Below are 25,467 nucleotides of genomic sequence, written 5' to 3'. Positions count from 1 at the left end.
CGATGTCCCTGAAACCCTGACATCGCCCGTCAGGCACGTGCGCTATTGCTGCCGCCTCAACCGGACCAGCGAGGCCAGCATGCAGTACATCGACCGCTACCCCATCGTCGTCACCGACGCCTTCGCCGCCTGTCGCGATTTCTGGACCCGGCATCTTGGCTTTGCGGTCGTGTTTGAGAACGAGTGGTTCGCCTACCTGCAGGCCGACGGCGCCAGCATGGCGTTCATGTCGCCGAGCCACCCGTCCTACCCGCCCGGCCCGGAGGCTTACGCCGCCGGCATCAGCATGGAGCTCGAGGTGAAGGACGCGGCGGCGGCGCACGCCGAAGTGGTCGCCACTGGGATCGAGCCGGACTACCCGCTGACCGACGAACCCTTCGGCCAGCGCCGCTTCAGCCTGAAGGACCCATCGGGGCTGTGGATCAACGTGGTGCAGCAGCTCGGCTGACCTCAGTCCGTCGCGCCCGAGATCGGCGGCACATACGCGACGTCGAGGTCCCACGGGAAAAAGATCCAGGTGTCCTGGCTGACTTCAGTAATGAAGGTGTCGACCATCTCGCGACCCTTGGGCTTGGCATAGACCGTGGCAAAGTGCGCGCCGGGGAGCATGTCGCGCACCACGCGCGCCGTGGCCCCGGTGTCCACCAGGTCGTCGACGATCAGGATCTTGCCGCCGTTGCGGGCCTTGTCCAGCAGCTCCGGCGCGATCGGCTTCAGCACCTTGATGCCGGCCTGGCTCTGATGGTCGTAGCTCTTCACCGCGACGCTCTCGACCACGCGGATGTTCAGCTCGCGCGCCACGATCGCCGCCGGCACCAGCCCGCCGCGGGTGATCGCCACGAGCGCATCGAACGGACCCAGCGCCTGCAGCCGCCAGGCCAACGCCCGGCTGTCGCGGTGGAACTGGTCCCAGGTGACGGGGAAGGATTTCTGCTGGGTCTGGTTCAATTCGTTCTCCTGGGCGGCCCGGCCGCCTCGATCTTCACGGGGGCCATCGGCCCGGAAACTCAGTAGGCTTCGACTTCCGCCGACAGCCCGGCCGCACGATGCGCCTCGGCGACCATCTCGCGCACCCGACCCGCCGCCTCGGCCAGCCGCGCCTCGTCGGACGAGCGCAGCACCAGTTCGGTCATGACGAACGTCTGCCCCATCTGCGGGTAGCTGCCCATCTTCACATCCGGGAACTCTTCCTGGATCCGGCCGAGCGGCCCACCGATCGTCCCCTCGCCGACGCCGCAGCGGATGGTGATCGACTTGATCTTCTTACCGCCCTTCAGCGTCGGGGCGATGGATTCGAGCATCGCCAGCATGATCTTGGGGACGCCTGCCATCACGTGGACGTTGCCGATGCGGAAGCCCGGCGCGGCGCTGACCGAGTTGACGATCAGAGACGCGCCTTCGGGGATCCGCGCCATGCGCAGCCGCGCCTCGTTCACCTCGGTACCGGTCTGCTTCCAGCGCGATTCCAGCATCGCCCGCGCCTCGGCATTGATCGGCAGCGCTACGCCGAACGCCTTGGCGATGGCGTCTGCGGTGATGTCGTCATGCGTCGGGCCGATGCCGCCGGTGGTGAAAACGTAGGTGTAACGGGATCTTACGGCGTTCACCGCAGCCACAATGTCGTCCTCGACGTCAGAGACGACGCGCACCTCGGTGAGCTCGATGCCGAGTTCCGTGCAGAAGTCGGCGGTCGCGCCGATATTCACATCCTTGGTCCGGCCGGACAGGATTTCGTCGCCGATGACGACGAGTGCGGCGGTAACGGCTTCAGGCGACGGCATGGATGCCCCGGAATTTCAGAGGCACAATGCATTGCCTCACGAGGGCCCGAATGGTCAAGCAATCCAGTGCACATGCCACAGCATTGCTGACCTTCGCAGTGCCCTTTCCTAAATGCCGATGAACGCCTATTTTCGTCAGCTGAACGGAGTAGCCGATGATCACCTACGTCGAAGCCGAAACCAAGAGCCGCCGCACCTCGGGCGTAATCCCGATCCACGGCGAAGCCGGCTTCAACGGCATGCGCAGGGCCGGCCGGCTGACGGCGGAAGCGCTCGACCTCCTGGTCGATGCAGTGAAGCCCGGCGTCACGACCGCGGCGCTCGACCGGCTGGCCTACGAGTTCGCCCGCGACCACGACGCCATCCCGGCGACCCTGTTCTACAAGGGCTACCGCCACTCCATCTGCACCTCGATCAACCACGTCGTCTGCCACGGCATCCCCGAGGAGCGGCCGCTTCGTGACGGCGACATCGTCAATATCGACCTGACCCTGATCGTCGACGGCTGGTACGGCGACAGCTCGCGCATGTACCCGGTGGGTGAAATCACCCGCAAGGCCGAGCGGCTGATCGACGTCACCTACCAGAGCCTCGCTGCCGGCATTGCTGCCGCCAAGCCCGGCAACACGACCGGCGACATTGGCGCCGCCATCCAGACCCTTGCCGAGGCAGAGCGTACCAGCGTGGTGCGCGACTTCGTCGGCCATGGCGTCGGGCAGCTGTTCCACGACGAGCCCAACATCATGCATTTCGGCGTGCCGGGCACCGGCGTGCCGCTGAAGCCGGGGATGATCTTCACCATCGAGCCGATGATCAATCTCGGCCGCCCGCACGTGAAGATCCTCGCCGACGGCTGGACGGCGGTGACCCGCGATCGTACCCTCTCGGCTCAGGCCGAGCATTCGATCGGCATCACCGAGACCGGCGCCGAGATCTTCACGCTGTCGCCGCGCGGCCTGTTCAACCCGCTCGATGCCCGCCGCTAAACGATGAGCGAGGGGGACAAGCCATCGCCGGACGGACTCGGCGAGGCGGCCCCTCCGCACTATCTCGGCCATCGCGAACGCGCCCGGCAGAAGTTCCTCGCCGTCGGCGCCGATGCGCTCGCCGACTACGAACTGCTCGAACTGGTGCTGCAGATCGTCCTTCCGCGGCGCGACACCAAAGCGCTGGCCAAGGAACTGATCCAGAAGTTCGGCTCGTTCTCGGGCGTCTTCGGCGCGGCCCCTGCCCGGCTCGCCGAGGTGAAGGGGCTGGGCGAAATCTCGGGCACCAGCCTCAAGATCATCCAGGCCGCCGCCCAGCGCTTCGCCAAGGACCGGATGACACCGGACATGCCGATACTGGGCTCATGGACGGCGCTGATCGACTACTGCCACGCGCAGATGGCGTTCAACAACGTCGAGCAGTTCCGCATCCTCTTCCTCGACAAGAAGAACCGCCTGATCGCCGACGAGGTGCAGCAGACGGGAACGGTAGACCACACCCCGGTTTATCCGCGCGAAGTGATCAAGCGGACACTGGAGCTGAGTGCCACCGCCCTGATCCTCGTCCACAACCACCCTTCGGGCGACCCGGCCCCCTCCTCGGCCGACGTGCAGATGACCCGTCAGATCAACGACGTGGCGCGCCCGCTGGGGATCACGGTGCACGACCACATCATCATCGGGAAGTCGGGTCACTCGTCGATGAAGGGGCTGAAGCTGATTTAGCCAGCGTCGCGACGACAAGCGCGGCCACGATCAACAGCGCCGCCACGCCGAAGGTGCTGCGCATGCCGGCCGCTACCGCCTCGCCTCCCGCGTCCGCGATGTCGGTGGTTCCCGAGCCGAGTGCGAAGATCGCCCCCATCAGCGATGCGCCAGTGATCAGTCCCAGGTTGCGCGACAGGTTGAGCACGCCGGAGATAACGCCGCGCTGCTGCGGATCGACATCGGCCATGACCGCGGTGTTGTTGGCCGCCTGGAACAGCTGGTAGCCGGGCGTAAGCAGCAACATGGCCGCGACATAGCCCGCAACGCCGAACAATCCCGGCAACACTGCGAGCGCGGCGGCGCCGGCCAGCATGGCCCCGAGACCAGCAACGACTGCAAAGGCGGCACCGAAGCGATCGACGAGACGGCCGGCCGGAACGCCGCTCAGCGCCGAGATCGCCGGCCCGACCGACATGACGAGGCCAACCGATGCCGCATCGAGCCCAAGCCCAAGCAACAGGTAGAACGGCCCCACCACCAGCGTCGCCATCATCACCGTCGACACCAGCAGATTGCTCGCGAGGCTGCCGCCCAACCGGCGCTCGCGCAGCAAAGCCGGCCGCAGCAAGGGGGCCGCCACACGCCCTTCGACGAAGGTGAAGAGGCCCAAGCCTGCCATCGCTATCAAAAGCAGTCCGAGATTGAGCAGCCCGAAGCTCCCGCGACCGCTGGTCATGGCCATCGCATAGGCGGCGAGTGTTGCGGCCAGCAGCAATGTCCCGGCCATATCGATGCGCACGCGCTCCCGCCGTTTTTGCGGGTCGGACGGCAGATGCCGCAACAGCAGCAGGGCCAGCCCGCCCAGCGGCAGGTTGACGAGGAAGATTGCCGGCCAACCGGCCACCGCGATCAGCAGCCCGCCCAGCGACGGGCCGAGCGCCGTGCCAATCGCCGACATCGTCCCGAGGAGCCCCATGGCGCCGCCGATCCGCTGCTTGGGCAGCATGTCGCCGACCAGCGCCATCGTGAGCGACATCATGATTGCCGCACCGGCGCCCTGCACTGCCCGCGCCGCGATCAACACCGGCAGGCCAGGCGCTGCAGCGCACGACACCGACGCCAGCATGAACGACCCGATACCGACAACCAGCAGCCGCCGGCGGCCGAACAGGTCGCCGAGCCGGCCGACGCTGACGATCAGCGTGGTGACGGCGAGCAGATAGGCGATAACCACCCACTGCGCATCCTGGAACGAGGCCCCGAACGCCTCGGCCAGCGTCGGCAGCGCGACGTTGCCGATGCTGGTGCCGAGCGACGCCAGCAGCATCGACAGCGAAAGGCCGAAAAGCGCGAGCCGCGTTGGCATGTGGACACTCCATTTTTGGACCGCCCACAGGCTAGCTCCGGCCATGACATGGCGGAATACGCAACGCTTGCACGTAATCAGTGCATGAAACGCCACATCAGGCTAAGATCGCCCGATGTCGACGCCCGATCTGAACCTGCTTGTCACACTCGATGTCCTACTCGCCGAAGGCAGCGTCGCCCGCGCCGCCCGTCGGCTGCGGCTCAGCCCCTCTGCCATGAGCCGCACCCTGGCGCGGCTGCGCGCGGCAACGGGCGATCCGCTGCTGGTGCGCGCCGGCCGCGGGCTGGTACCGACGCCGAGAGCTCTCGAATTGCGTGAACATGTCGGCGGGCTGGTCGAAGCAGCCGAGGCGGTGCTGCGACCGGCAGAGGCGCTGGATTTGCAGCACCTGGTGCGCACCTTCACGCTCCGATCCAGCGACGGCTTCGTCGAGAACTTCGGCGCCGCGCTCATTGCCCGCATCTCTGCCGATGCGCCCGATGTGCGTTTGCACTTCGCACAGAAGCCGGACCGTGAGGACACCGCGCTGCGCGATGGTTCAATCGATCTTGAAACTGGAGTGGTGAGCGCAACACTTGGTCCCGAACTACGCACTCAAGCGCTGTTCCGCGATCGCTTCATCGGGGCCGTCCGTCCCGGCCACCCGCTGGCCGGGCACGCGTTAACGCCGGAGCTCTACGCAGCCGGCCGGCATGTCCACGTCTCGCGGCGCGGCCTGGAGCGTGGACTGATCGACGATGCGCTGGCGGCGAGAGGGCTGGAGCGCCAGATCGTCACCATCGTTGGCGGTTTTGCCGCGGCGCTCGCCCTCGCACGGGCCACCGACCTGATCGCCAGCGTGCCCGAGCGGCACACGGGCAATCTGCGCGACGGCCTGCACAGCTTCGCACTCCCGGTCCCGGTGCCGGAGATCACCGTGTCGCTGATCTGGCACCCGCGGCTCGACGCCGACCCTGCGCACCGCTGGCTGCGGGCTTGCCTGCGCGAGGTATGCGGCAGCGCCTAGTCGTCCGAAGCGACCGCCTTTGCCTGCATCATCCGCCCGCGAACCGCCTTCACCACACCCATCACGGCCTTATTCGCCTTGAGCTTCTGCCGCAGCAGCTGCCAGCCGACGTGGCCCTTGGCGGCGGCCGTGCCGAGCGTCGTCAGCGGCACGTAGTGCTGGCGCAGTGGCTGCTTGATGTTGCACCAGTGGCGCTTCTCGTCGGTGAAGCCGGCACCCATGTCGAAGATGCGGTAGCCGGCGTCGAACACCGTCTGCATCACCCGCAGCAGGCATTGCTTGCCCGGCGAGCCGGTCTGGACCGTCGCGTCGTCGCTCATCGAGCTGATCAGGCAGAACAGCCTGTCGCCCTGCGCGATGTTGTAGCGCACCGCGACGATCTCGCCGTTGAGCCGCAGCACGTGCAGGCGCACGTCGACGCCCGAGTCGGCCGCAACCGTCGCATCGTAGAACGCGCGCACCCCCGGCTCGACGAAGGGATCGGCGACGCCCATGGTGACGAAGCGCGCCGCACGCTGGCGGAACATCACCTCGAGCACCGTCAGGGCATCCGCCCCGTTACGCACTTCCTCGAACCCCACCTGCCCCAGCGCCTCGAGCCGCTCGCCCTGTTGGCGATCGTGCTTGCGCCGCGACTTCGAGCGCTGGGTGGTGTTAGCCTCGTCCCAACTGGCGAACTGACTGCGATAGAGCGTCTCTGCCTCGATCGACTCGCCGAGTTCGGCGAAGATGTCGACGCCGTCGACAAACAGCTGCGGCACCGACTTGAGATAGACCAAGTCAGCCCCCTCCAGCGTCCCCAGCATCGACGACCACAGCGCCGCCCGCTCCACCGAGCCGAGCGTCGCGAGCCGCGCCGCATCGGCCAGCGGCGCATTGCAACCGACATGCGCACCGGGAAACCACGACAGCAAGCGCACGCCCTTCACCCGCCGCCGCCACAGTGGCAACAGCGCCACGGCCTCGCCGTCGAGCTCGGCGGTCAGATAGAACTGATCGGCCTCGGCAATACCGCGCGCCGTGACCCAGTTGCGGATGAAAGCTGAACTCTGTCCCGGTGACTCGATCGTGCCCGCTTCGAGCACAGCCCAAACCGCGCTCACATCGTCGATTTGGTGCGCAAGCCGCACCGTCACGACCGGTACGACGGTCAGTCGGCTGCGTGGCGGTGTCGGCGGTGTGTCTTCGGCAAAGGCTTCGAGAGCCATCAACGCATCCTCGTCCAAGGTTGCGGCGACTATCGCGGCCGGCGGTGAATCGGCTGTTGACGAGCGCGTGAACGATGAAGCGACGGTCGGATTTCGACCGCGACGGTTAAGCCCCGCTTACCCGAACTGCTGCAGAACCGGGAAGGTTTCGAGGAACCAGTAGGAGATGCGGGTGAACTGGCCGGTGAGGAACAGCAGCCCCGTGATCACCAGGAACCCGCCCATCACCTTCTCGACGGTGCCCAGGTGCTTCTTGAAGCCCGAGAAGAACGTCAGGAACGGCCCGATGGCGATGCCGGCGAGCAGGAACGGCACGCCGAGCCCGAGCGAATAGAGCCCGAGCAGCGCGGCCCCATCGAGCGCCGTCTCCTTGGTCGAGGCCACCGCGAGGATCGCCGCCAGCACTGGCCCGATACATGGCGTCCAGCCGACCGCAAAGGCCAGCCCGAGCAGGAACCCACCCACAGGTCCGCTGGCGACGCCCGGCCCATTGTGCCGCAGCTGCCGGTCGAGGAAACCGATGCGGAACACGCCGAGGAAATGCAGGCCCATCGCGATGATGAACAGCCCGGCAATCGGCGTGATGATCGGCAGCGCCTGTCGGAACGCCTGCCCGAATGCGGTGGCCGTGGCGCCGAAGAGGGTGAAGACGATCGAGAAGCCCGCGATGAAGAACAGCGAGGTGAACACGCTCTTCCGCCAGATCACCCCTGCGGTGGCGCCATCGTCGCGCAACTGGTCGAAGCTCGCGCCGCTCATATAGGTGAGGTAGGGCGGCACCAGCGGCAGCACGCACGGGCTGAGGAAACTCAGCACCCCTGCCCCGAACACCAGCCAGAACGAAAACCCGTCCATCATGCCTCCGACAAATCGCGCGAAGTCATAGCCGGTTCGGGGCCGAAGGCAATGCGGCGGGCCGCCGCTCGCTCCGTTGTGAAGCATGGGCCGCAGGTTGGGTCCCTGCTTTCGCAGGGATGACATCGAGGTTGGGGCGGGGTAAGCAGCCACTGAACCATTTAATGGCCAGGCTGTTCATGACCCGCCCGATCCGCATCGCGCCTTCCATCCTCTCGGCCGACTTCACCCGGCTCGGCGACGAGATTCGCGCCATCGACGCGGGCGGCGCCGACTACATCCATGTCGACGTGATGGATGGCCACTTCGTCCCCAACATCACCATCGGCCCGATGATCGTCTCGGCCATCCGCCCGCTCACCAAAAAGATCATCGACGTCCACCTGATGATCGCCCCGGCCGATCCGTATCTGAGCGCCTTCGCCAAGGCCGGCGCCGACTCGATCACCGTCCACGTCGAAGCCGGCCCGCACCTTCACCGCTCGCTGCAGGCGATCCGTGCCGAGGGCAAGCGTGCCGGCGTCGCCATCAACCCGGCGACCCCAGTTTCGGCCATCGAGCACGTCATCGGCGATGTCGATCTGGTGCTGATAATGAGCGTCAATCCAGGCTTCGGCGGGCAGAAGTTCATAGCCGAAAGCTATACCAAGCTGCGCCAGGCCCGGACTTTGATCGGCAATCGGCCCATCGATCTGCAGGTCGATGGCGGCGTGTCCGCGGACAACGCCAAGGCCCTCGCCGACGCCGGCGCCGACCTCTATGTCGCTGGCACCTCAGTGTTTTCCGGCAACGATCCCGCCACCTACGCCTCCCGCATCGCGGCCATCCGCAACGCCGCCACCAAGATCAACGCGTAATCGATCCGTTACGCGAACAAAGAGCCATAAGCCCATGATTCCGCGCTATTCCCGCCCCGAAATGGTCGCCATCTGGTCACCCGAGACCCGCTTCAAGATCTGGTTCGAGATCGAAGCGCACGCGACCACCAAACTGGCCGAACTCGGCGTCGTCCCCAAGGAAGCGGCCGAGACGATCTGGGCCAAGGGCGGCGAGGCGACCTTCGATGTCGACCGCATCGACGAGATCGAGCGGACCACCAAGCACGACGTCATCGCGTTCCTTACCCACGTCTCGGAGATCGTTGGCCCCGAGGCGCGCTTCCTGCACCAGGGCATGACCTCGTCCGACGTGCTCGACACTTGCCTTGCCGTGCAGCTTTCGCGGGCCTCGGACATTCTGCTGCACGATATCGAGCGGCTGCTGGCGGCCGTCAAGCGTCGCGCCAAGGAGCACAAGTACTCGATCACCATCGGCCGCAGCCACGGCATCCATGCCGAGCCGACCACCTTCGGCATCAAGCTGGCGCAGGCCTATGCCGAGTTCGACCGCAATCGTGCCCGGCTGCTGAACGCCAAGGCGGAGATCGCCACTGCCGCCATCTCCGGCGCCATCGGCACCTTCGCCAATATCGACCCGCACGTCGAAGCCTATGTGGCCGAGCAGATGGGCCTCACCGTCGAGCCGATCTCCACCCAGGTGATCCCGCGCGACCGACACGCCATGTTCTTCGCGACGCTCGGCGTCATCGCGTCCTCGATCGAGCGGCTGGCCACCGAGATCCGCCACCTGCAGCGCACCGAAGTGCTGGAAGCTGAGGAGTTCTTCTCTCCCGGCCAGAAGGGCTCGTCGGCCATGCCGCACAAGCGCAACCCGGTGCTGAGCGAAAACCTCACCGGCCTCGCCCGGCTGGTGCGGGGCATGGTCACCCCTGCCCTCGAGAACGTGGCGCTCTGGCACGAGCGCGACATCTCGCACTCCTCGGTCGAGCGGATGATCGGCCCCGACGCCACGGTGACGCTGGATTTTGCCCTCAACCGCCTGACCGGGCTGATCGAGAACCTCCTCGTCTACCCCGACAACATGAAGCGCAACCTCGACCTGCTGGGCGGGCTGCACAACTCGCAGCGCGTGCTGCTGGCGCTGACCCAGGCCGGCATGAGCCGCGAGGACTCCTATGCCGCCGTGCAGCGCAACGCCATGCAGGTCTGGCAGGCCCGCGGCGACCGCGCCGGGCTGTTCGCCCAGTTGCTGAAGTCCGATCCCGAGGTTTCAGCCAAGCTGAGCGCCTCGGACATCGACGCCATGTTCGACGATTTCTACCATCTGAAGCATGTCGACGCGCTGTTCGAGCGCGTCTTCGGGCCGGAGGTGTGATGGCTGTCGTCTACGCACGCGAAGCCGCCCTGCCGATCGACGACTATATCGATGTCGTCGGCAACAGCGCGCTCGGACCGAGCCGGCCCATCAAGGATCGCGAGCGGATCGCCGCGATGATCGCCGGGGCCGACCTGGTGGTCAGCGCCCGGCTCGACGGGCGGTGCGTCGGCATCGCGCGCTGCCTGACCGATTTCGCCTGGGTCGCCTATTGTGGCGACCTGGCGGTGCACAAAGACTGTCAGGGCCGCGGCATCGGCCAGGGCCTGCTCCGCGCCTGCAAGCAGATCCTCGGCGACGGCGTGGGCATGGCTTTGCTGTCGGTGCCGGATGCGACCGGCTTTTACGACAAGAACGGCCCGGCGGTGGACCTCCACCGCTACAGCTACGCCTATTTCATGAACCGGACGCGTGGCGCATGAGAATCGCAGACGCAGACATCCTGATCCTGCCCGGCCTCGGCAATTCCGGCGCCGGCCATTGGCAGCGCCGCTGGGCCGAGCGCTTCTCCACCGGGCAGATCGTCGAACAGGACGAATGGGACGACCCCGATATCCGCGACTGGACCGCGGCCATCGTCGAGGCCGTCGAGGCGGCAGAGCGTCCGGTCGTCCTAATCGCCCATTCGCTCGCGGTCTCGGCGCTGGTGCACGCCGCCCCGCGCTTTCCGGCCGGCAAGGTGAAGGGTGCGTTCCTCGTCTCGCCGCCGGATCACGAAGGCCCGGGGTTTCCGCGCGAAGGCCGCAGCTTCGACAACGTCCCGACCGACCCGTTGCCATTCCCGTCGCTGCTGGTCGTCTCGACCAACGACACCTACGTGACTCCCAATCGCGCCGCCGACATGGCCACCGCCTGGGGTTCGGAACTGCATTTCGCCGGCGAAGCCGGCCACATCAACCTCGCCTCCGGCCACGGGCCGTGGCCCGAGGGCCTCTTGATGTTCACCCGGCTGATGCAGCGGATCTGACGGCTACATCGCCGAGAACTGCACCACGACCTTGCCGGTCTCGTCGCTGAGGAAGAGCTTCTTCTGCTCGACATCGATCCTGAAGGTGCGCGTGGCGCCCAGCGCGGCGTGGAACTTCATCTCCTGGTCCATTGCCGCCTCTTCGCAGGCCATCATGGTCGAACCCAGGTCGCCGAACTTGATGGTGTCGCCCTCGATCGCCGCATTGCCGGTGAACCGGTTGCAGCCGCCGGATCCGGAGACGGCTCCGTCCTCGGCGATCTCGAGCGTCGTCGGCAGGTCGTCGATAACGCCGGCACCGTCTATGCTTTCGGCAAGCCACGCCCCGGCCAATGGAAGGGCATTGCCCGTGGCGGTGGTGCCGTCCGCGAGCGCCGTGCCCGCCCCGGAAACGAGCATTACGCCGGCAATCAGCGCCAGGGCGCTGCGCCGTCCGATGAGCAGTTTGCGTGCCATCATCGATCTCCGTCCACTGAGAGGCGCAGACGGTGACGCCTCGCGCCCATCAGGCGCAAAGGCAAATCCGGATGATGGTTTCGGTTGGCTTACCGCGAGGGCATCAGCCCTCGTTGAGAACCTGCTCGCGCGCCACGGTGACCAGCTCGGCCATCTTCTGGCGAATCATGTCGTCCGACACCGAGGCACCCTTGGCCTTCAGGTCGCCCGAAATCTTGCGGAACACGTCCTCGTCGCCGGCTTCCTCGAAGTCGGAGGCAACCACCTCGGCGGCGTACTGCTTGGCGTGCTCTTCGCTGAGGCCCATGTGCTCGGCGGCCCACAGCCCGAGCAGCCTGTTGCGGCGCGCCTCAGCCTTGAAGCGCAGCTCCGAGTCGTGCGCGAATTTCGCTTCCTGGCCCTTTTCGCGATCGCTGAATCCCGACATCTACGCTCTCCGCATTTCTGCCCGGCAGTCGGGCGCCCTCGATTGGCTTGGACATAAGCTGGACGGCTGCCCAAATCAACGGGTGCCGGTCGCGGCATTTGGTCAATCTCATCAACGATCGTGCGGCCATTTAGATGCTCGCGGAGCCATGGCTCCCGGCCGATAGTGGCTCCGGCGGGCCATCGGATCGGCAGCGCCGGGCACCCCCGCGGCCGGTGAAAGAGCTTGCATTAGGCTGGCATTTCGGCGCATGAACGCCGCAATTCCCCACATTGTCCGAGAGGCAGGGCTCATATGAACCGTCGCCGCAAAATTTATGACGGCAAGGCCAAGACGCTCTACGAGGGCCCGGAGCCCGGGACGCTGATCCAGTACTTCAAGGACGACGCCACCGCCGGCAACGGCGCCAAGCACGAGATCATCGACGGCAAGGGCGTCCTCAACAACCGCATCTCCGAATACATCTTTTCGAAGCTGAACGGCCTCGGCATTCCGACCCACTTCATCCGCCGGCTCAACATGCGCGAGCAGCTGATCAAGGAAGTCGAGATCATCCCGCTCGAAGTGGTGGTGCGGAACGTCGCCGCCGGCTCTCTGACCAAGCGCCTCGGCCTCGAGCCCGGCACGCAGCTCCCCCGCTCGATCATCGAGTTCTACTACAAGGACGACGCGCTCAACGACCCGATGGTCAGCGAAGAGCACATCACCGCGTTCGGCTGGGCGACGCCGCAGGAACTCGACGACATCATGGCGCTCGCCATCCGCGTCAACGACTTCCTCACCGGCCTGTTCATGGGCGTCGGTATCCAGCTCGTCGACTTCAAGATCGAGTGCGGCCGCCTCTATGACGGCGACCTGATGCGCATTGTCCTCGCCGACGAGATCAGCCCGGACAATTGCCGCCTGTGGGACATCAAGACCCGCAACAAGCTCGACAAGGATCGCTTCCGCGAGAACCTCGGCGGGCTCGTTGATGCCTACCGCGAAGTGGCCCAGCGGCTCGGTATTCTTGTGGAAACCGACAACGCGTTGACCACCGGCCCGCGACTCGTGCAATAGCGCCGCACAGCGTGCTCAGGAGAAGCGGTGACGCTTTCCGGCTAGAGCGCGCGACCACTAAAACGGCGAGGCCATGAGCCTCGCCTCTTTCGGGAATTTTCGATGAAAGCCCGCGTCACCGTCACGCTCAAATCCGGCGTCCTCGACCCCCAGGGTCAGGCCATCCAGGGTTCGCTGAAAAGCCTCGGCTTCGCCGGGGTTGGTGCCGTTCGGCAGGGAAAAGTGTTCGACCTCGAGCTGGGTGAATCCGATTTGTCACAGGCCGAGGCTAATGTCCGGGCGATGTGCGACAAGCTCTTGGCGAACACCGTCATCGAAAACTACACGATAGAAATCACGCCTTAAGATTCACCGCGTATGGTTCTGCCGCTCGCGTAACCCTGAGCCAGTACCAGTAAAGACCATCCCGATGCTCAAGACATTTTCCCTGTCGATCGCCTTCTTCCTCGCGCTCGGGCTGCTGTTCGCAGCATACGCGTCGGTCCCCGTCTGAGGCGCTAGCCTCCGCACCTCGCTGCCATCGTTCGCGGGCTTAGCCACCGGCCATCGCGCCGTTCGGGCGTGCATTGTCGCAGCATCCGGCAACGGTGACCGAACCTCGACTTTCGTCGTGTGATGCGAACGCCACAGCGCGGTCGTCGCCACTATTCCGCCGCCGCTCACTCACCGAATAGTCGCACGGCTGCATCACACAGCTGAATTAACCGTGCCGGTTCAGACTCCATTCAGCCGTTGAGGCGCATTGGAGCCATGCACGGACCGAGACTATTCCGGCCCCGCGAACCGACCTAAGACCCGCTGCAACCCAAGCGCGCGACGCGCTGCCGACCGATATTGAAGATGATCAAGACCTTTTCCATTTCCGCCCTGTTTTTCATGACCGTCGGCGTCCTGCTCGCCACCCACACCGCGCTGCCGTTCTAAGACGCGCAGTTGGCGCGGCGACCCGCCGCGCCTCGGCTTCGGCCACTCCAATTCGATAAATCCTTATCCATTAAGCACTTGGCTTAAGCCTAAGTGCAGCCTTTTCGCCCTAGATGCGATCCGAGGCGCTAGAACGCGCTGACGTGCCTAGGAGCCTCACGATGTCTACCGCCGCCAACCGCCTCGATTGGGTCGATGCTGCCAAGGGCCTCTCCATCATCCTCGTGGTGATGATGCATTCGGCCTACGGCGTCGGCGAGGACCTCAACGGCACCGGCATCCTCCACTACATCATCGGCTGGGCGACGCCCTTCCGCATGCCCGAGTTTTTCCTGATCTCCGGCCTGTTCCTCGGCGCCGTGATCGCGCGGCCGTGGGCCGCCTATGCCGACCGCCGCATCGTCCACTATCTCTACTTCTACGCGCTCTGGGCCGTGCTGCAGATCGTCTTCAAGGTCGGACTGGGCACCGGTGATTTCGCCAGCGTCGGCAGCCAGATTCTCTGGGCCATTGTCGAGCCCTACGGCGTGCTGTGGTTCATCTACATGCTGGCGGTGTACTCGCTGGTCACCAAGCTGCTCTTCACCTTCAAGGTCCCGCACTGGGTGGCGCTTGTCGCCGCCGCGGCGCTGCAGATCTTCCCGGTCAGCACCGGCATCGGCCTCGTCGACCACTTCGCCGCCTACTACGTCTATTTCTACGCTGGCTATGCCTTCGCGCCGCTGATGTTCCGCATCGTCGCCTCGGCGCAGGCCAACCTGCTCTGGGCCGCGCTGACGCTCGTCGCCTATGTCCTCATCGAGGGCTACCTGGTATTCGCCGGTGGCTCCGAACTCCACCCGCGCGGCATCACCATGGGCTATGCCGCCCTGCCCCTCGTCCATCTCGCGCTGGGCTTTATCGGCTCGCTCGCCATCTGCCTCACCGCGGCGCTGCTGATCAAGCTGCCGCGGATGGGCTGGCTGCGCTGGCTCGGCGAGCACTCGATCGTCGTCTATCTGAGCTTCTCGATCCCCATGGCCGCGAGCCGCACCCTGCTGCTGAAGACCGGCCTAATCACCGATGTCAGCACCGTCAGCGTCATCGTCATGACCGTCGCGCTGCTCTCGCCGCTGGTGCTCTACTGGATCATCGCGAAGACAGGCTGGGGCAAGTTCCTGTTCGAGCGTCCGGCCTGGGCACATATCCCAGGCACGCCCGGCAGCCGCAGCTATGTGAAGCCGGCTTCCATACAGCCGGCCGAGTAAGCCACAAGCGTTGGGGCTGTACCGCGGTTCCGCCCTTGCTTTTGCCACCAAGACTCATCAAAGGATCGGCATCCCGCATCAGGAGCTGCCGATGAAAGCCGCTGTCGTCGTGTTTCCCGGTCTCAACCGTGACCGCGACATGATCGCTGCCCTCACCAAGATCGGCGGCGAGGCACCGGCCGTGGTCTGGCACAAGGATGCCGAGATCCCCAAGGTGGACCTGATCGTCATCCCCGGCGGCTTCTCCTACGGCGATTACCTGCGCGTCGGGGCAATCGCCGCGCGCTCCCCGGCCATGGACACGATCCGCGAGCGGGCGGCGCAGGGCGTCAAGGTGATGGGCGTCTGCAACGGCTTCCAGATCCTGAGTGAAGCCGGCCTCGTTCCGGGTGTGCTGATGCGGAACGCCTCGCTGAAGTTCGTCTGCCGCGAGGTCAAGCTGTCGGTCGAGAACGCCTCGACGGCGTTCACCCGCGGCTACACGCAGGGCCAGGTCATCCGCTGCCCCGTCGCACATCACGACGGCAACTATTTCGCCGATGCCGAGACGATTGCTGCAGTCGAGGGCAACGGCCAGGTCGCTTTCCGCTACGCCGAGGGCACCAACCCGAATGGCTCGATCAACAACATCGCCGGCGTGTTCAACGCCAACAAGAACGTGCTCGGTCTTATGCCGCACCCGGAAAACCTGATCGAGAGCGCCCATGGCGGCACCGACGGGCGAAACCTGTTCTCCGCGCTTCTCGAGGCGGCATAAGCACTAGCGCTCAGGTCACCTGTCCTGCCTTGATTGCAGGTCTCTGCGGTGCGACCATCCTGGGAATTGCGGCGTAGCACTAGCCCGGGAGGGGGCGATGGCTTCGTACGCACACACAGCGCAGCGGGATACGGCAGCGACTTTTCTTCTAGCGATGAATCTCGTGACGGGCGGCCTGGCCGCCCTTTTCCTTGTCGCCGTCACGCCGGCCTCGGCCCAAGGTCCCTATTACGAGCTCGTCGAGATCGTTCCGGACCCCAACAACGACCCGACCTGGACCGTTGCCGATGGACACATCACGCTCAAGTCGGCCAGCGGCAACTACAGCGCCGACTACAGCTGGTCGCCGCCACCACGCACCAGCGACAGCGCCGGTTTCGACGTGAACATGAACATCGAGGGCAAGGCCAACCCATCGCGCATCTACGCGGGTATCGGCATCAGCAGCCCCAGCGGCGGCTTCACCTTCGACAAGGATCCGGCGAGCGCCGACATCTCGGTACCCGATGCCGCGCCGGGCGGCTCCGAGAGCCGCTCGAACTCCATCTCCGTACACGTCGCGCCGTCCCCTTCGTACGGCGACGGCTCGATCATCGAGCTCAGAGTCGGCGCGTTCTATGCCTACGGCGTCACCTATCGATACCGCGTCTCGGCAACGCCGGTGATCGACGACCAGCAGCCGCAGGAAGGGCCGCTGATGGTGACAGTCGATTGCCCGACCGAGATCGTCATCGGGCAGTTGCCCAGCCTCAACTGCCACCTGCTGATCAGCGGCTATCGGCGCAACACCGCCGATCCGGTTGAGGTGCTGGTGCCCGACATGCTCGACCAGTTCGGCAACCACGCCAACGGCATCCAGGTGGTCGATCTCGATGGCGCCGAGGACGTGTTCAACTGGGAAGCCACCCACAGCTGGGGCTTCTTCGTCTTCGCCTGCACCGGGCCGAACATCGGCGCCAACTGCTACGACAACATGGCCACGCCCGGCCCCGCCACCATCCGCGTCACCGTGCAGCAGAAGGGGTTGCGACCGGTCAACCTGCTGCTCAACTTCAACGTCGTCGGCAAGGGCGGCCAGCTTGGTGGTCTGGGGCAGCAAGTCCTGATCGGCAGCCGCTGGATCGCCAGCACGTTCCTCAACAACGAAACCGGCCAGCCGGCGAGCACCACGATCCTCCTCGATTGGCTGAGCGCCCGCTGGACGCTCGATCCGGTCGAGGGCGGCTATGTCCGCATCCACAGCGTGTACAGGCCCGACCAATACCTGCACGTCGAGAATGGCTATCTCGAAGTCGGGCCGATCCAGCCTGAATGGCAGTCGGCCATGTGGCAGATGGAACCGAGCGGCGGCGGCTACTACGTGCGCTTCCGCAACGTCTGGCAGGCCGACACCTACCTGAACGTGGAAACCGGCGAACTGGCCAACACGCCGATCGGACAGGATTGGCTGAGCGCCGACTGGTGGCTGCTGCAGTAGCGCAAAAAACAGCGAGCGCGCTTGGCGGCAGCACCGGGCGCGCTCTATGGTCTCAGCTGTTTTGAAATACTGCCCCGAGTCATAATGTTGCGAACTTTGCTCGCCCTGGCCGGCCTTTCAGTCGGCGTCCTCGGTCTCGGCATCGATGGCTGGGAGATCTTCCCGTCGGTGATGGTGGAGTCGGCGACCAATCCGGTCGCCCGCAGCCTGCCCGACGCCTTCATCTACTTCTGGACCTACTTCACGCACCTGACCAACCTGTGGCTGGTGCTGACCTATGTCTCGGTGCTCACCGGCTGGACTTGGCTGGGGTGGTTCCGCCGGCAGATCATCATGGCCTCCGCCGCGGCCTTCATCACGCTGGTGATGCTCTACTATCACTTTATGCTGGCGCCGACGCTGAACATGCAGGGCGCGCTGGCGGTGGCGACCTGGCTGCTGCACTACGTTGCGCCTATCCTCTATCTCATCTGGTGGGCGCTGTTCGCGCCGCACGGAGTGCTGCGCTTCAAGCATGTCGGGCTGATGCTGCTGCCCGGCATCGGCTACGTAGCCTGGGTGCTGCTGCGCGGGGTCGTGGTCGCCGAGTATCCCTACGACATCCTCGACGCCGGCAAGTTCGGCTACCCGACGGTCGCCATCGGCGTCGGCGTCCTGCTGATCGCAGTCACGATCTTCTCCGTGATACTGGTGTCTGCAGATAGATGGCTGGCGCACCGCAGCGCCGTGGGGAGAACGGCTTGAGCCTGAAGCGCCTGGCCACCCTGGTTGGCCTTGTTGTCGGGGCAGCGGCGCTGCTGCTGCAATTCTACCTGTCGATGGGGCTGCGTCTCGGCAAGGGCGACAGCGTCCTCGGCGCACTGTGGTTCTTCTTCACCTTCTTCACCATCCTCACCAACGGCATGCTGGTGCTGATCTATCTCTCTGAAGTGAGCGCGGCCCGCTGGCTCGGCTGGTGGCGCTCGCCGGTGACGCGAGCCATGATGGCGGGCATCATGGCGATGGTGACAGTGTTCTACCACGTGATGCTGGCCGGCCTCTGGCAGCCAACCGGCCTGCAGCTCTTCGCCGACATCGTCCTGCACTATGTCGCGCCGCTGTTCTTCATCGCCTGGTGGCTGCTCTTCCAGCCACATGGCGACCTCGACTGGCGCGATATCCCGGCGATGACGGTGTTCCCGCTGCTCTATCTGGCCTGGGCAATGGTCCGCGGCGCCGTTGTCGGCGAGTACCCCTACCCCATCCTCGAGGCCAACACGCTTGGTTATGGCCAGGTGGCGATCAACGTCATCGTCATGCTCGTGGCCTTCCTCGCGCTGTTCGCCGTCGCGGTCGGCATCGACAAATTGCTCGGCCGGCGCTCTGTCCGGCCGGTTTGACTTGTTTGTGACACTCTTGCGAACGTAGGCTCGCCTTGCGGCGACGGGTGTAGCGGGAGCGCAGATGAGTTTTCAGTGGTCCCGGGGCGACCGCTCGATGGGTGACGGCTTCCTGCGGATAGCGCGCGAGCAGATCGGCAAAGCCATTGCCGGCGCGGAGAATTCGTCCGAGTCGCCGGAACGCCGAGTGCACGAGGCGCGGCGGCGCTGCAAGAAACTGCGCGCTCTGTTCCGGCTGGTGCGCCCCGATTTCAGCGCCTACGACATCGAGAACGCCTTCGTCCGCGATGCATCGCGCGGCCTCGCCGCATCGCGCGACCTGCGCGTGACGCGGGCCACCTTCGCTGAGTTGATGACCTGGGCCGGCAGGCCGATCGACGTGGCTGATGACGGCCGGAACGCAGCGGCCGAGGGCGAAACCGGCGCATTGCAGAGCTTCGCCGGCCAGATGCGCGAACTCGAGCAGCGCAGCGCCACCTGGCGGCTCGACCGGATCGACCTCGATACCCTGGCCACCGGCCTCAAGCACACCTACCGCAGCGGGCGGCAGACCGGTCGCACCGCCGAGCGGCAGCGCACCGACGAGGCTTTCCACGAGTGGCGCAAGTTCGCCAAATATCACTGGAACCAGTTGGGCCTGCTCGAGAGCTGCGCCGAGGACATCCTGCCCTCCGCCCACAAATGCGCCGGCGAGCTGGCAGAGCAGTTGGGCACCCACCACGACCTCGCCGTGCTGAGCCAATTGTTGAAGACGACGCCCGATGACCTCGGGCCCGACATCGATGCCGCATTCGCGCTAGCAGCCGTCGATCGCCGTCAGGCCGAAATCGAAGAGAACATCCGAAAGCTCGGGATGCAGGTCTTTGCCGAAAAGCCCAGGGCGCTGAAGGCCCGCTTTTCCGCTTATCTCGACGGCTGGATGACCCGCGAGGCGGCCGAGTAGATGGGCATCGAGATCGAGCGCAAGTTCCTCGTCGCAGCCGACGGCTGGAAGGACCTCGTCAAGGTGACGCAGGCACTGCGTCAGGGCTACCTGACCACAGGTGGCGGTGGCGTCACCGTGCGGGTGCGCTCGATCGACGATCGGGTCGGCTACATCACGATCAAGAGCGGCGGCTCGGCGCTGGCCCGTGCCGAGTTCGAGTACGAAATCCCGATCGCCGATGCGCGGCAGCTGCTGGCGCTCAGCCGCGGCGCGCAGATCGAAAAGACTCGCCACAACCTCGACCTCCCCGACGGCGACTGGGTCGTCGACGAGTTCCACGGCCGCCACGAGGGCCTGGTGATGGCAGAAGTCGAGCTCGACAGTCCCACCGCCACCCTCCAACTGCCCAACTGGCTCGGCGACGAGGTCACCGGCGACCCGCAATACTACAATTCCAGCCTCGCCATGCTGGTGGGCGGGGAAATCTGACCCATTTCCTGTGTCCCCCGGGAGTCGTATCCGCTATAGCGAACGCCAGCGGATCAGGGCCGGAATCGGATGACCTTCAACAACCACATCGCCATTACGCCAGAGCTTGTTGCCGATCATGGGCTTAAGCTGGACGAGTACCAGAAGATCCTGCAACTGATCGGCCGCGCGCCGACCTACACCGAGCTCGGCATCTTCTCGGCGATGTGGAACGAGCACTGCTCGTACAAGAGCTCGAAGAAATGGCTGCGCACCCTGCCGACATCAGGCCAGCTGGTGATCCAGGGCCCCGGCGAGAATGCCGGCGTCGTCGATATCGGTGATGGCCAGGCCATCGTCTTCAAGATGGAATCGCACAACCACCCCAGCTACATCGAGCCCTACCAGGGCGCGGCGACCGGCGTGGGTGGCATCCTCCGCGACGTTTTCACCATGGGCGCCCGCCCGGTGGCAGCGATGAACGCGCTGCGCTTCGGTGACCCCAAGCACGAAAAGACGAAGCACCTTGTTTCCGGCGTCGTCGCCGGCGTCGGTGGCTACGGCAACTCCTTCGGCGTCCCCACCGTGGGCGGCGAAGTCGAGTTCGACGAGCGCTATAACGGCAACATCCTGGTCAACGCCTTTGCGGCCGGCCTCGCCGACACCGACAAGATATTCTACTCGAAAGCCGAAGGCGTCGGCCTGCCCGTCGTCTATCTCGGAGCCAAGACCGGCCGCGACGGCGTCGGCGGCGCCACGATGGCCTCGGCCGAGTTCGGCGACGACATCGAGGAGAAGCGCCCGACCGTACAGGTCGGCGACCCCTTCACCGAGAAGCGCCTGCTCGAGGCCTGCCTCGAACTGATGGCCACCGGCGCGGTGATCGCCATCCAGGACATGGGTGCTGCCGGCCTCACTTGCTCGGCCGTCGAAATGGGCGCCAAGGGCGACCTCGGCGTCGAGCTCAACCTCGACATGGTGCCGGTCCGCGAAGACGCGATGACCCCCTACGAGATGATGCTCTCGGAAAGCCAGGAGCGCATGCTCATGGTGCTGCATCCCGAAAAGGAAGCCGAGGCCCGCGCCGTTTTCGAGAAATGGGAGCTGGATTTCGCCACCGTCGGCCACACCACCGACGATCTCCGCTTCCGGGTGATGTGGAAGGGCGAGGAAGTCGCCAACCTGCCGATCAAGCAACTGGGCGACGAAGCTCCGGAATACGATCGCCCATGGACCGCCCCTGTGGTGCCCAAGGCGCTCGCCGCCGACGACATCCCGCAGATGGACATCGCCGACGCACTGCTGAAGCTGCTCGGTTCGCCCGCGCTCTCCTCACGCCGTTGGGTCTACGAGCAGTACGACACGCTGATCCAGGGCAACTCGTTGCAGCGCCCGGGCGGCGATGCCGGCGTCATCCGCGTCGACGGCCACCCCACCAAGGCGCTCGCCTTCACCTCCGACGTCACTCCGCGCTATTGCGAGGCCGACGCCTATGAAGGCGGGAAGCAGGCCGTGGCCGAGTGCTGGCGTAACCTCACGGCTACCGGTGCCGACCCGCTCGCTGCCACCGACAACCTCAATTTCGGCAATCCCGAGCGCCCGGAAATCATGGGCCAGCTGGTCCATGCGGTGAAGGGTATCGGCGATGCCTGCCGCGCGCTGGGCTTCCCGATCGTTTCGGGCAACGTGTCGCTCTACAATGAGACCAACGGCCGCGGCATCCTGCCGACCCCGACCATCGGCGGCGTCGGCCTGATCCCCGATTGGTCGAAAATGGCCCGCGCCGCCTTCGCCGCCGAGGGCGAAGCGATCCTTCTGTTCGGCGCCCCCGACTGGTGGGGCACCCATCTCGGCCAGTCGATCTACCTGCGCGAGCTGTTCAACCGCAAGGACGGCACCCCGCCGCCGGTCGATCTCGGCCACGAAAAGAAGGTCGGCGACCTTGTCCGCATCCTGATCCGCGACGGCATCGCCACCGCGGTGCACGACCTCTCGGATGGCGGCCTCGCCATCGGCCTCGCCGAAATGGCGCTGGCCTCGGGCATCGGCGCGACGGTCAACCAGCTCGATGGCGGCGACCCGCTGCCGCTGTTCTTCGGCGAAGACCAGGGCCGCTACCTCGTCACCATGACCCGGGCCAACCTCGATAAGTTCTACGAAGAGGTCTACCCCTACGCCGGCGTCTTCGCCCCCTGGATCGGCAACACCGGCGGCACGTCGCTGACGCTGGGCGAAGCCCGCCCGGTTGCCATCGCCGAGATGCGGGCGGCGCACGAGGGTTGGTTCCCGGAGTTCATGGCGGGCGAGATCGCCGAGGTTTAGCGGACAACCTCTGCGAAGCTAACCTCGATGGACCGGCACCTGATCCGGCCCTCCAGACCGACAGACGAGGTCACGACGATCTCGAGGTCGGTATCGGCGGGAGTCAGACCGTAGATCGGTCCGTCGAGGTGCGTCGCGGGTCGTAGGTGGAGATCGCCGATCACATTCTGGAAGTAGAAGTGCTTCAGGGATATCTCAACTATGTCTGCCAAGGCAAAGGTCACCACGCACGCTCTGGGCGTTGCGTCGTCTCCATAGAGAGATGAACGGATCACCAGCCTGCTTGCACCCTTGTCCAACAGATCCAGCCGTTCGATTTCGTCGTCGTGGAACCACGGCACAAACCCGAACCACGCGATAAGCTCCGGGCCACCAGGAAGCGACCTTAGAGTCGCCTCTTGCGTAGCATGGTCATAGCCAACGCCCGTCTCCGCGACATCGTATTCCTCACCCATCCGCTGTCCCCGATGCCATTTCCGTGAGCCGGTGTAACAATCCAGCTCCCGGATACGTATATATGGCGCATCCCAAATAACGGAGACCAAGCATGACGACCAACACTGAGCGGGCGGTACTGGCTGGCGGGTGCTTCTGGGGCGTGCAGGAGCTGCTGCGCCACAAGGACGGGGTTATCTCCACCCGCGTCGGCTATTCCGGCGGCGACGTCGAGAATGCTACCTATCGCAACCACGGCACCCACGCCGAGGCGGTAGAGATCATCTTCGACCCCTCGCGCTACAGCTATCGCGACCTGCTCGAGTTCTTCTTCCAGATCCACGATCCCTCGACCAGGAACCGTCAGGGCAACGACATCGGCTCGAGCTACCGCTCGGCGATCTACTACACCAATGACGAGCAGAAGCGCGTCGCCGAGGACACCATCAAGGACGTCGACGCCTCCGGCATCTGGCCCGGCAAGGTGGTGACCGAGATCCAGCCGGTGGGCCCGTTCTGGGAGGCCGAGCGGGAGCATCAGGATTACCTGCAGCGCATCCCGAACGGCTACACCTGCCACTTCCCGCGGCCCAACTGGAAGCTGCCCAAGCGCCAGACTGCAGCCGCCTGACGATCTGACGGGCGCCGGGAAAACCGGCGTCCGCTTCCGTTGAAGCGCCCCTTCGCGCATGCCATATCTCTGTCAGTGACTCTATCGACCGGGAGACCCGAAATGGGCATGGCCGCCAGCGAAATCGAAAAACGCATCCTCAAGGCGCTCCCCGACGCCACGGTCGAAATCCGCGACCTCGCCGGCGACGGCGACCACTACGCCGCAACCGTCACCTCCGAAGCTTTCCGCGGCAAAACCCGGGTGCAGCAGCACCAGATGGTGAATGCGGCGTTCGGCGCGGACATGGGCACCGTGCTGCATTCGCTGGCGCTGCAGACGAAGGCGCCCGACTGACGCGCACCTAACAGCAGGAATGAAGCGATGGGTCCCGACGTCGAATCGGGCTGCCGGTTCTGCCGCGACAACGGCTTGCTCGATGACGAGCCCCTGTTCAGCAACGGCAGCTGCTACTTTCTCGCAAGCACAGACCCTGTCCTACAGCAGGGTGGAATGATCATCCCGCATCGGCACGCGACGGCCCCGTTCGAACTGACCGAAGCGGAGTGGAGCGACACGTTCGCCCTCCTCATGGAGGCCAAAGCCCATCTCGATGCCACTATGCCTGATGGCTACACAGTGGGCTGGAACGTCGGACGGGTTGGCGGCCAGACCGTGGATCATGCCCACCTCCACATCATCGCGCGCTTCGCCGACGAGCCACTCGCCGGTCAGGGGCTGCGGCATCATCTCAAACAGCCCATCAATCGCAGACCGAGACTCTGACATGTCGAAACGCACCGTCCTGTTCGACGTCGATGGCGTGCTCGTGCACGGCTACCACGGCCGGCCAGAAAAGCACGTGCGCTGGAACGAGAACCTGCTCGCCGACCTCGGCGTCGATCCCGACCGCTTCAACCGCGAGTTCATCTACGACATCTTCGTCAAGAAGGTGCTCGTCGGGCAAATCTCGCTGCTCGAGGCGCTGGATCGCACGCTGCCGAGCCTGGGCTATCGCGGACCCAGCATGGCCTTCGCCGGCTACTGGCTGAGCCATGACAGCAACGTCAACCAGCCGCTGCTCGACGTCGTGGCGCGGCTGAAGGCGGCCGGCACGCCGCTCTATCTCGCCACCAACCAGGAGCATATGCGGGCCCAGTGGCTGTGGCAGCAGCTCAGGTTCGGCGAGCTGTTCGAGGACATGTTCCATTCGGCGAGGATCGGCCACGCCAAGCCGAACAAGCCCTACTTCGACTGGGTGTCGAACCGCCTCGGCCCGCAATCCGAACCGCCGCTGTTCTTCGACGACCGCGAGGACATCGTGAAAGCCGCCCGCGCGCATGGCTGGGAAGCCGTGCAATACGCCGAACTCGAAGACGTCACTGCACACCCGTGGATCGCCGAGAGACTCGCATGAACTGGACGATCCGGCCGATGCGTCCCGGCGACGGCGAGGCGATGCAGCGACTGCACCACCGCGCCATCATGGCCGCGTCTGAAGCGCACTACTCGGTTGCTGAGCGCGAGAGCTGGGCTACCGGGCTACGACCCGACCAGTATGTCACGCCGGAAAACGGCCATTTCGACGTCGTCGAAGCGGACGGCGTCGTCGTGGCGTTCTGCGACCACGGTCCGGATGAGGTGATTGGGCTCTATGTCGATCCCACCTTCCAGGGACATGGCATCGGCAGCGCTCTACTCAACCAGGCCGAAGGCCGGATGCGGGACGCCGGCACCACTCTCGCCAAAATCCACGCGGCGACCTCGTCGCAGGCCTTCTACGAACGGCACGGCTACCGTGAGGTCGAACGTACGACGCACAAGAGCCGCGGTGGCTTGATCCTGCCCAGCGTTCGGCTGCAAAAGTCCATCCGCTGATCGCCTGGC

At 65.3% G+C, this 25,467-nt stretch carries 31 protein-coding genes; 23 read left to right on the top strand and 8 right to left on the bottom strand.

What is annotated here, in order from left to right:
- Positions 1–79 precede the first annotated feature (79 nt).
- Positions 80–448: a VOC family protein gene (locus AC1DV8_RS12095; RefSeq protein WP_477157633.1), complete on the top strand. Its 369-nt coding sequence runs from the start codon at positions 80–82 to the stop codon at positions 446–448.
- Between the two features lie 2 nt (positions 449–450).
- On the opposite strand, the gene gpt is transcribed toward AC1DV8_RS12095, so the two are convergent.
- Complete coding sequence (gene gpt / locus AC1DV8_RS12090) at positions 451–948, bottom strand: xanthine phosphoribosyltransferase (RefSeq protein WP_477149542.1); 498 nt, start codon at positions 946–948, stop codon at positions 451–453.
- A 59-nt stretch (positions 949–1,007) separates the two neighbouring features.
- Positions 1,008–1,781 (bottom strand): competence/damage-inducible protein A, encoded by a 774-nt coding sequence (locus AC1DV8_RS12085; RefSeq protein WP_477157632.1) that lies wholly within the window; start codon positions 1,779–1,781, stop codon positions 1,008–1,010.
- Between the two features lie 155 nt (positions 1,782–1,936).
- Here AC1DV8_RS12085 and map point away from each other — a divergent pair, with 155 nt between their 5' ends.
- Positions 1,937–2,767 carry a type I methionyl aminopeptidase gene (gene map / locus AC1DV8_RS12080; protein WP_477157631.1) on the top strand — a complete coding sequence of 277 codons (831 nt, stop codon included), beginning with the start codon at positions 1,937–1,939 and terminating at the stop codon, positions 2,765–2,767.
- A gap of 3 nt (positions 2,768–2,770) precedes the next feature.
- Positions 2,771–3,493, top strand: a complete 723-nt coding sequence (radC, locus tag AC1DV8_RS12075; RefSeq protein ID WP_477149545.1) for a RadC family protein — start codon at positions 2,771–2,773, stop codon at positions 3,491–3,493.
- Here radC and AC1DV8_RS12070 read toward each other — a convergent pair.
- Positions 3,444–4,841, bottom strand: coding sequence for an MFS transporter (locus AC1DV8_RS12070; RefSeq protein WP_477157630.1), 1,398 nt, complete (start codon positions 4,839–4,841; stop codon positions 3,444–3,446). The two genes, radC and AC1DV8_RS12070, sit on opposite strands and share 50 nt — an antisense overlap.
- A gap of 115 nt (positions 4,842–4,956) precedes the next feature.
- Here AC1DV8_RS12070 and AC1DV8_RS12065 point away from each other — a divergent pair, with 115 nt between their 5' ends.
- Positions 4,957–5,850 carry a LysR family transcriptional regulator gene (locus AC1DV8_RS12065; protein WP_477149547.1) on the top strand — a complete coding sequence of 298 codons (894 nt, stop codon included), beginning with the start codon at positions 4,957–4,959 and terminating at the stop codon, positions 5,848–5,850.
- Here the strand turns inward: AC1DV8_RS12065 and AC1DV8_RS12060 are convergent.
- Both AC1DV8_RS12060 and AC1DV8_RS12055 read right to left on the bottom strand, forming a co-directional pair.
- A complete protein-coding gene (locus tag AC1DV8_RS12060) occupies positions 5,847–7,058 on the bottom strand; it encodes a GNAT family N-acetyltransferase (protein WP_477149548.1) in 1,212 nt (403 codons plus the stop codon). The genes AC1DV8_RS12065 and AC1DV8_RS12060 overlap by 4 nt on opposite strands.
- Positions 7,059–7,175: 117 nt before the next feature.
- Entirely contained in the window at positions 7,176–7,913 is a 738-nt protein-coding gene (locus AC1DV8_RS12055; protein WP_477157629.1) for a cytochrome c biogenesis CcdA family protein, read from the bottom strand.
- A gap of 164 nt (positions 7,914–8,077) precedes the next feature.
- Between AC1DV8_RS12055 and rpe the strand changes: the two genes are divergently transcribed.
- From rpe to AC1DV8_RS12035, 4 genes are read left to right on the top strand one after another with little or no spacing between them, the layout of a single operon-like run.
- Entirely contained in the window at positions 8,078–8,770 is a 693-nt protein-coding gene (rpe, locus tag AC1DV8_RS12050; protein ID WP_477149550.1) for a ribulose-phosphate 3-epimerase, read from the top strand.
- Between the two features lie 34 nt (positions 8,771–8,804).
- Positions 8,805–10,127, top strand: coding sequence for an adenylosuccinate lyase (purB, locus tag AC1DV8_RS12045; RefSeq protein WP_477157628.1), 1,323 nt, complete (start codon positions 8,805–8,807; stop codon positions 10,125–10,127).
- On the top strand, positions 10,127–10,549 hold the full coding sequence (locus tag AC1DV8_RS12040; RefSeq protein WP_477149552.1) for a GNAT family N-acetyltransferase: 423 nt from the start codon (positions 10,127–10,129) through the stop codon (positions 10,547–10,549). Before purB ends, AC1DV8_RS12040 begins: the two co-directional genes overlap by 1 nt.
- Positions 10,546–11,094 carry an RBBP9/YdeN family alpha/beta hydrolase gene (locus tag AC1DV8_RS12035; RefSeq protein ID WP_477157627.1) on the top strand — a complete coding sequence of 183 codons (549 nt, stop codon included), beginning with the start codon at positions 10,546–10,548 and terminating at the stop codon, positions 11,092–11,094. Before AC1DV8_RS12040 ends, AC1DV8_RS12035 begins: the two co-directional genes overlap by 4 nt.
- 3 nt (positions 11,095–11,097) lie before the next feature.
- On the opposite strand, the gene AC1DV8_RS12030 is transcribed toward AC1DV8_RS12035, so the two are convergent.
- Together AC1DV8_RS12030 and AC1DV8_RS12025 are read right to left on the bottom strand one after the other, a co-directional pair.
- Positions 11,098–11,550 (bottom strand): META domain-containing protein, encoded by a 453-nt coding sequence (locus AC1DV8_RS12030; protein ID WP_477157626.1) that lies wholly within the window; start codon positions 11,548–11,550, stop codon positions 11,098–11,100.
- 103 nt (positions 11,551–11,653) lie between these two features.
- Entirely contained in the window at positions 11,654–11,977 is a 324-nt protein-coding gene (locus AC1DV8_RS12025; RefSeq protein ID WP_477149556.1) for a DUF1476 domain-containing protein, read from the bottom strand.
- Positions 11,978–12,271: 294 nt separating this feature from the next.
- Between AC1DV8_RS12025 and purC the strand changes: the two genes are divergently transcribed.
- The 10 genes from purC (at position 12,272) to purL (ending at position 22,535) form a co-directional block, all read left to right on the top strand.
- Complete coding sequence (purC, locus tag AC1DV8_RS12020; RefSeq protein WP_423067628.1) at positions 12,272–13,036, top strand: phosphoribosylaminoimidazolesuccinocarboxamide synthase; 765 nt, start codon at positions 12,272–12,274, stop codon at positions 13,034–13,036.
- 102 nt (positions 13,037–13,138) lie between these two features.
- Entirely contained in the window at positions 13,139–13,381 is a 243-nt protein-coding gene (gene purS / locus AC1DV8_RS12015; RefSeq protein WP_477149557.1) for a phosphoribosylformylglycinamidine synthase subunit PurS, read from the top strand.
- Positions 13,382–14,121: 740 nt separating this feature from the next.
- A complete protein-coding gene (locus AC1DV8_RS12010) occupies positions 14,122–15,207 on the top strand; it encodes an acyltransferase family protein (protein ID WP_477157625.1) in 1,086 nt (361 codons plus the stop codon).
- 91 nt (positions 15,208–15,298) lie between these two features.
- Positions 15,299–15,964, top strand: coding sequence for a phosphoribosylformylglycinamidine synthase subunit PurQ (gene purQ, locus AC1DV8_RS12005; RefSeq protein ID WP_477157624.1), 666 nt, complete (start codon positions 15,299–15,301; stop codon positions 15,962–15,964).
- A gap of 97 nt (positions 15,965–16,061) precedes the next feature.
- Positions 16,062–17,441: an RICIN domain-containing protein gene (locus AC1DV8_RS12000; RefSeq protein WP_477157623.1), complete on the top strand. Its 1,380-nt coding sequence runs from the start codon at positions 16,062–16,064 to the stop codon at positions 17,439–17,441.
- An 84-nt stretch (positions 17,442–17,525) separates the two neighbouring features.
- Entirely contained in the window at positions 17,526–18,185 is a 660-nt protein-coding gene (locus AC1DV8_RS11995) for a Pr6Pr family membrane protein (protein ID WP_477157622.1), read from the top strand.
- On the top strand, positions 18,182–18,820 hold the full coding sequence (locus tag AC1DV8_RS11990; RefSeq protein WP_477157621.1) for a Pr6Pr family membrane protein: 639 nt from the start codon (positions 18,182–18,184) through the stop codon (positions 18,818–18,820). The genes AC1DV8_RS11995 and AC1DV8_RS11990 overlap by 4 nt, the downstream gene beginning before the upstream one ends.
- 64 nt (positions 18,821–18,884) lie before the next feature.
- A complete protein-coding gene (locus AC1DV8_RS11985; RefSeq protein WP_477157620.1) occupies positions 18,885–19,763 on the top strand; it encodes a CHAD domain-containing protein in 879 nt (292 codons plus the stop codon).
- Positions 19,764–20,234 carry a CYTH domain-containing protein gene (locus AC1DV8_RS11980; protein ID WP_477157619.1) on the top strand — a complete coding sequence of 157 codons (471 nt, stop codon included), beginning with the start codon at positions 19,764–19,766 and terminating at the stop codon, positions 20,232–20,234.
- Between the two features lie 69 nt (positions 20,235–20,303).
- Complete coding sequence (gene purL, locus AC1DV8_RS11975; RefSeq protein WP_477157618.1) at positions 20,304–22,535, top strand: phosphoribosylformylglycinamidine synthase subunit PurL; 2,232 nt, start codon at positions 20,304–20,306, stop codon at positions 22,533–22,535.
- On the opposite strand, the gene AC1DV8_RS11970 is transcribed toward purL, so the two are convergent.
- The gene (locus AC1DV8_RS11970; protein ID WP_477157617.1) at positions 22,532–22,990 is read right to left on the bottom strand and encodes an Imm50 family immunity protein; all 459 of its coding nucleotides are present in this window, start codon (positions 22,988–22,990) and stop codon (positions 22,532–22,534) included. The two genes, purL and AC1DV8_RS11970, sit on opposite strands and share 4 nt — an antisense overlap.
- Positions 22,991–23,082: 92 nt before the next feature.
- Between AC1DV8_RS11970 and msrA the strand changes: the two genes are divergently transcribed.
- The 5 genes from msrA to AC1DV8_RS11945 all read left to right on the top strand — a co-directional run bounded on the left by msrA (position 23,083) and on the right by AC1DV8_RS11945 (position 25,458).
- Positions 23,083–23,601, top strand: coding sequence for a peptide-methionine (S)-S-oxide reductase MsrA (gene msrA / locus AC1DV8_RS11965; RefSeq protein WP_477149566.1), 519 nt, complete (start codon positions 23,083–23,085; stop codon positions 23,599–23,601).
- Positions 23,602–23,703: 102 nt separating this feature from the next.
- Entirely contained in the window at positions 23,704–23,937 is a 234-nt protein-coding gene (locus AC1DV8_RS11960) for a BolA/IbaG family iron-sulfur metabolism protein (RefSeq protein ID WP_477149567.1), read from the top strand.
- A 27-nt stretch (positions 23,938–23,964) separates the two neighbouring features.
- Entirely contained in the window at positions 23,965–24,366 is a 402-nt protein-coding gene (locus tag AC1DV8_RS11955; RefSeq protein ID WP_477157616.1) for an HIT family protein, read from the top strand.
- Position 24,367: 1 nt separating this feature from the next.
- Positions 24,368–24,997, top strand: coding sequence for an HAD family hydrolase (locus AC1DV8_RS11950; protein ID WP_477157615.1), 630 nt, complete (start codon positions 24,368–24,370; stop codon positions 24,995–24,997).
- Positions 24,994–25,458 carry a GNAT family N-acetyltransferase gene (locus AC1DV8_RS11945; protein WP_477157614.1) on the top strand — a complete coding sequence of 155 codons (465 nt, stop codon included), beginning with the start codon at positions 24,994–24,996 and terminating at the stop codon, positions 25,456–25,458. The genes AC1DV8_RS11950 and AC1DV8_RS11945 overlap by 4 nt, the downstream gene beginning before the upstream one ends.
- Positions 25,459–25,467: the final 9 nt, after the last annotated feature.

Source organism: Devosia sp. P3_B2, assembly GCF_056402875.1.
Note: the sequence above shows the minus strand (reverse complement) of the source record. Positions and strands in the feature narration are given on the sequence as shown.

Bases quoted from the DNA above. Each gene is read 5' to 3' on its own strand.
- AC1DV8_RS12095 (WP_477157633.1), top strand. From the start codon at position 80: ATGCAGTACATCGACCGCTACCCCATCGTCGTCACCGACGCCTTCGCC.
- AC1DV8_RS12085 (WP_477157632.1), bottom strand. From the start codon at position 1,781: ATGCCGTCGCCTGAAGCCGTTACCGCCGCACTCGTCGTCATCGGCGAC.
- map (WP_477157631.1), top strand. From the start codon at position 1,937: ATGATCACCTACGTCGAAGCCGAAACCAAGAGCCGCCGCACCTCGGGC.
- radC (WP_477149545.1), top strand. From the start codon at position 2,771: ATGAGCGAGGGGGACAAGCCATCGCCGGACGGACTCGGCGAGGCGGCC.
- AC1DV8_RS12070 (WP_477157630.1), bottom strand. From the start codon at position 4,841: ATGCCAACGCGGCTCGCGCTTTTCGGCCTTTCGCTGTCGATGCTGCTG.
- AC1DV8_RS12065 (WP_477149547.1), top strand. From the start codon at position 4,957: ATGTCGACGCCCGATCTGAACCTGCTTGTCACACTCGATGTCCTACTC.
- AC1DV8_RS12060 (WP_477149548.1), bottom strand. From the start codon at position 7,058: ATGGCTCTCGAAGCCTTTGCCGAAGACACACCGCCGACACCGCCACGC.
- AC1DV8_RS12055 (WP_477157629.1), bottom strand. From the start codon at position 7,913: ATGGACGGGTTTTCGTTCTGGCTGGTGTTCGGGGCAGGGGTGCTGAGT.
- rpe (WP_477149550.1), top strand. From the start codon at position 8,078: ATGGCCAGGCTGTTCATGACCCGCCCGATCCGCATCGCGCCTTCCATC.
- purB (WP_477157628.1), top strand. From the start codon at position 8,805: ATGATTCCGCGCTATTCCCGCCCCGAAATGGTCGCCATCTGGTCACCC.
- AC1DV8_RS12040 (WP_477149552.1), top strand. From the start codon at position 10,127: ATGGCTGTCGTCTACGCACGCGAAGCCGCCCTGCCGATCGACGACTAT.
- AC1DV8_RS12035 (WP_477157627.1), top strand. From the start codon at position 10,546: ATGAGAATCGCAGACGCAGACATCCTGATCCTGCCCGGCCTCGGCAAT.
- AC1DV8_RS12030 (WP_477157626.1), bottom strand. From the start codon at position 11,550: ATGGCACGCAAACTGCTCATCGGACGGCGCAGCGCCCTGGCGCTGATT.
- AC1DV8_RS12025 (WP_477149556.1), bottom strand. From the start codon at position 11,977: ATGTCGGGATTCAGCGATCGCGAAAAGGGCCAGGAAGCGAAATTCGCG.
- purC (WP_423067628.1), top strand. From the start codon at position 12,272: ATGAACCGTCGCCGCAAAATTTATGACGGCAAGGCCAAGACGCTCTAC.
- purS (WP_477149557.1), top strand. From the start codon at position 13,139: ATGAAAGCCCGCGTCACCGTCACGCTCAAATCCGGCGTCCTCGACCCC.
- AC1DV8_RS12010 (WP_477157625.1), top strand. From the start codon at position 14,122: ATGTCTACCGCCGCCAACCGCCTCGATTGGGTCGATGCTGCCAAGGGC.
- purQ (WP_477157624.1), top strand. From the start codon at position 15,299: ATGAAAGCCGCTGTCGTCGTGTTTCCCGGTCTCAACCGTGACCGCGAC.
- AC1DV8_RS12000 (WP_477157623.1), top strand. From the start codon at position 16,062: ATGGCTTCGTACGCACACACAGCGCAGCGGGATACGGCAGCGACTTTT.
- AC1DV8_RS11995 (WP_477157622.1), top strand. From the start codon at position 17,526: ATGTTGCGAACTTTGCTCGCCCTGGCCGGCCTTTCAGTCGGCGTCCTC.
- AC1DV8_RS11985 (WP_477157620.1), top strand. From the start codon at position 18,885: ATGAGTTTTCAGTGGTCCCGGGGCGACCGCTCGATGGGTGACGGCTTC.
- AC1DV8_RS11980 (WP_477157619.1), top strand. From the start codon at position 19,764: ATGGGCATCGAGATCGAGCGCAAGTTCCTCGTCGCAGCCGACGGCTGG.
- purL (WP_477157618.1), top strand. From the start codon at position 20,304: ATGACCTTCAACAACCACATCGCCATTACGCCAGAGCTTGTTGCCGAT.
- AC1DV8_RS11970 (WP_477157617.1), bottom strand. From the start codon at position 22,990: ATGGGTGAGGAATACGATGTCGCGGAGACGGGCGTTGGCTATGACCAT.
- msrA (WP_477149566.1), top strand. From the start codon at position 23,083: ATGACGACCAACACTGAGCGGGCGGTACTGGCTGGCGGGTGCTTCTGG.
- AC1DV8_RS11960 (WP_477149567.1), top strand. From the start codon at position 23,704: ATGGGCATGGCCGCCAGCGAAATCGAAAAACGCATCCTCAAGGCGCTC.
- AC1DV8_RS11955 (WP_477157616.1), top strand. From the start codon at position 23,965: ATGGGTCCCGACGTCGAATCGGGCTGCCGGTTCTGCCGCGACAACGGC.
- AC1DV8_RS11950 (WP_477157615.1), top strand. From the start codon at position 24,368: ATGTCGAAACGCACCGTCCTGTTCGACGTCGATGGCGTGCTCGTGCAC.
- AC1DV8_RS11945 (WP_477157614.1), top strand. From the start codon at position 24,994: ATGAACTGGACGATCCGGCCGATGCGTCCCGGCGACGGCGAGGCGATG.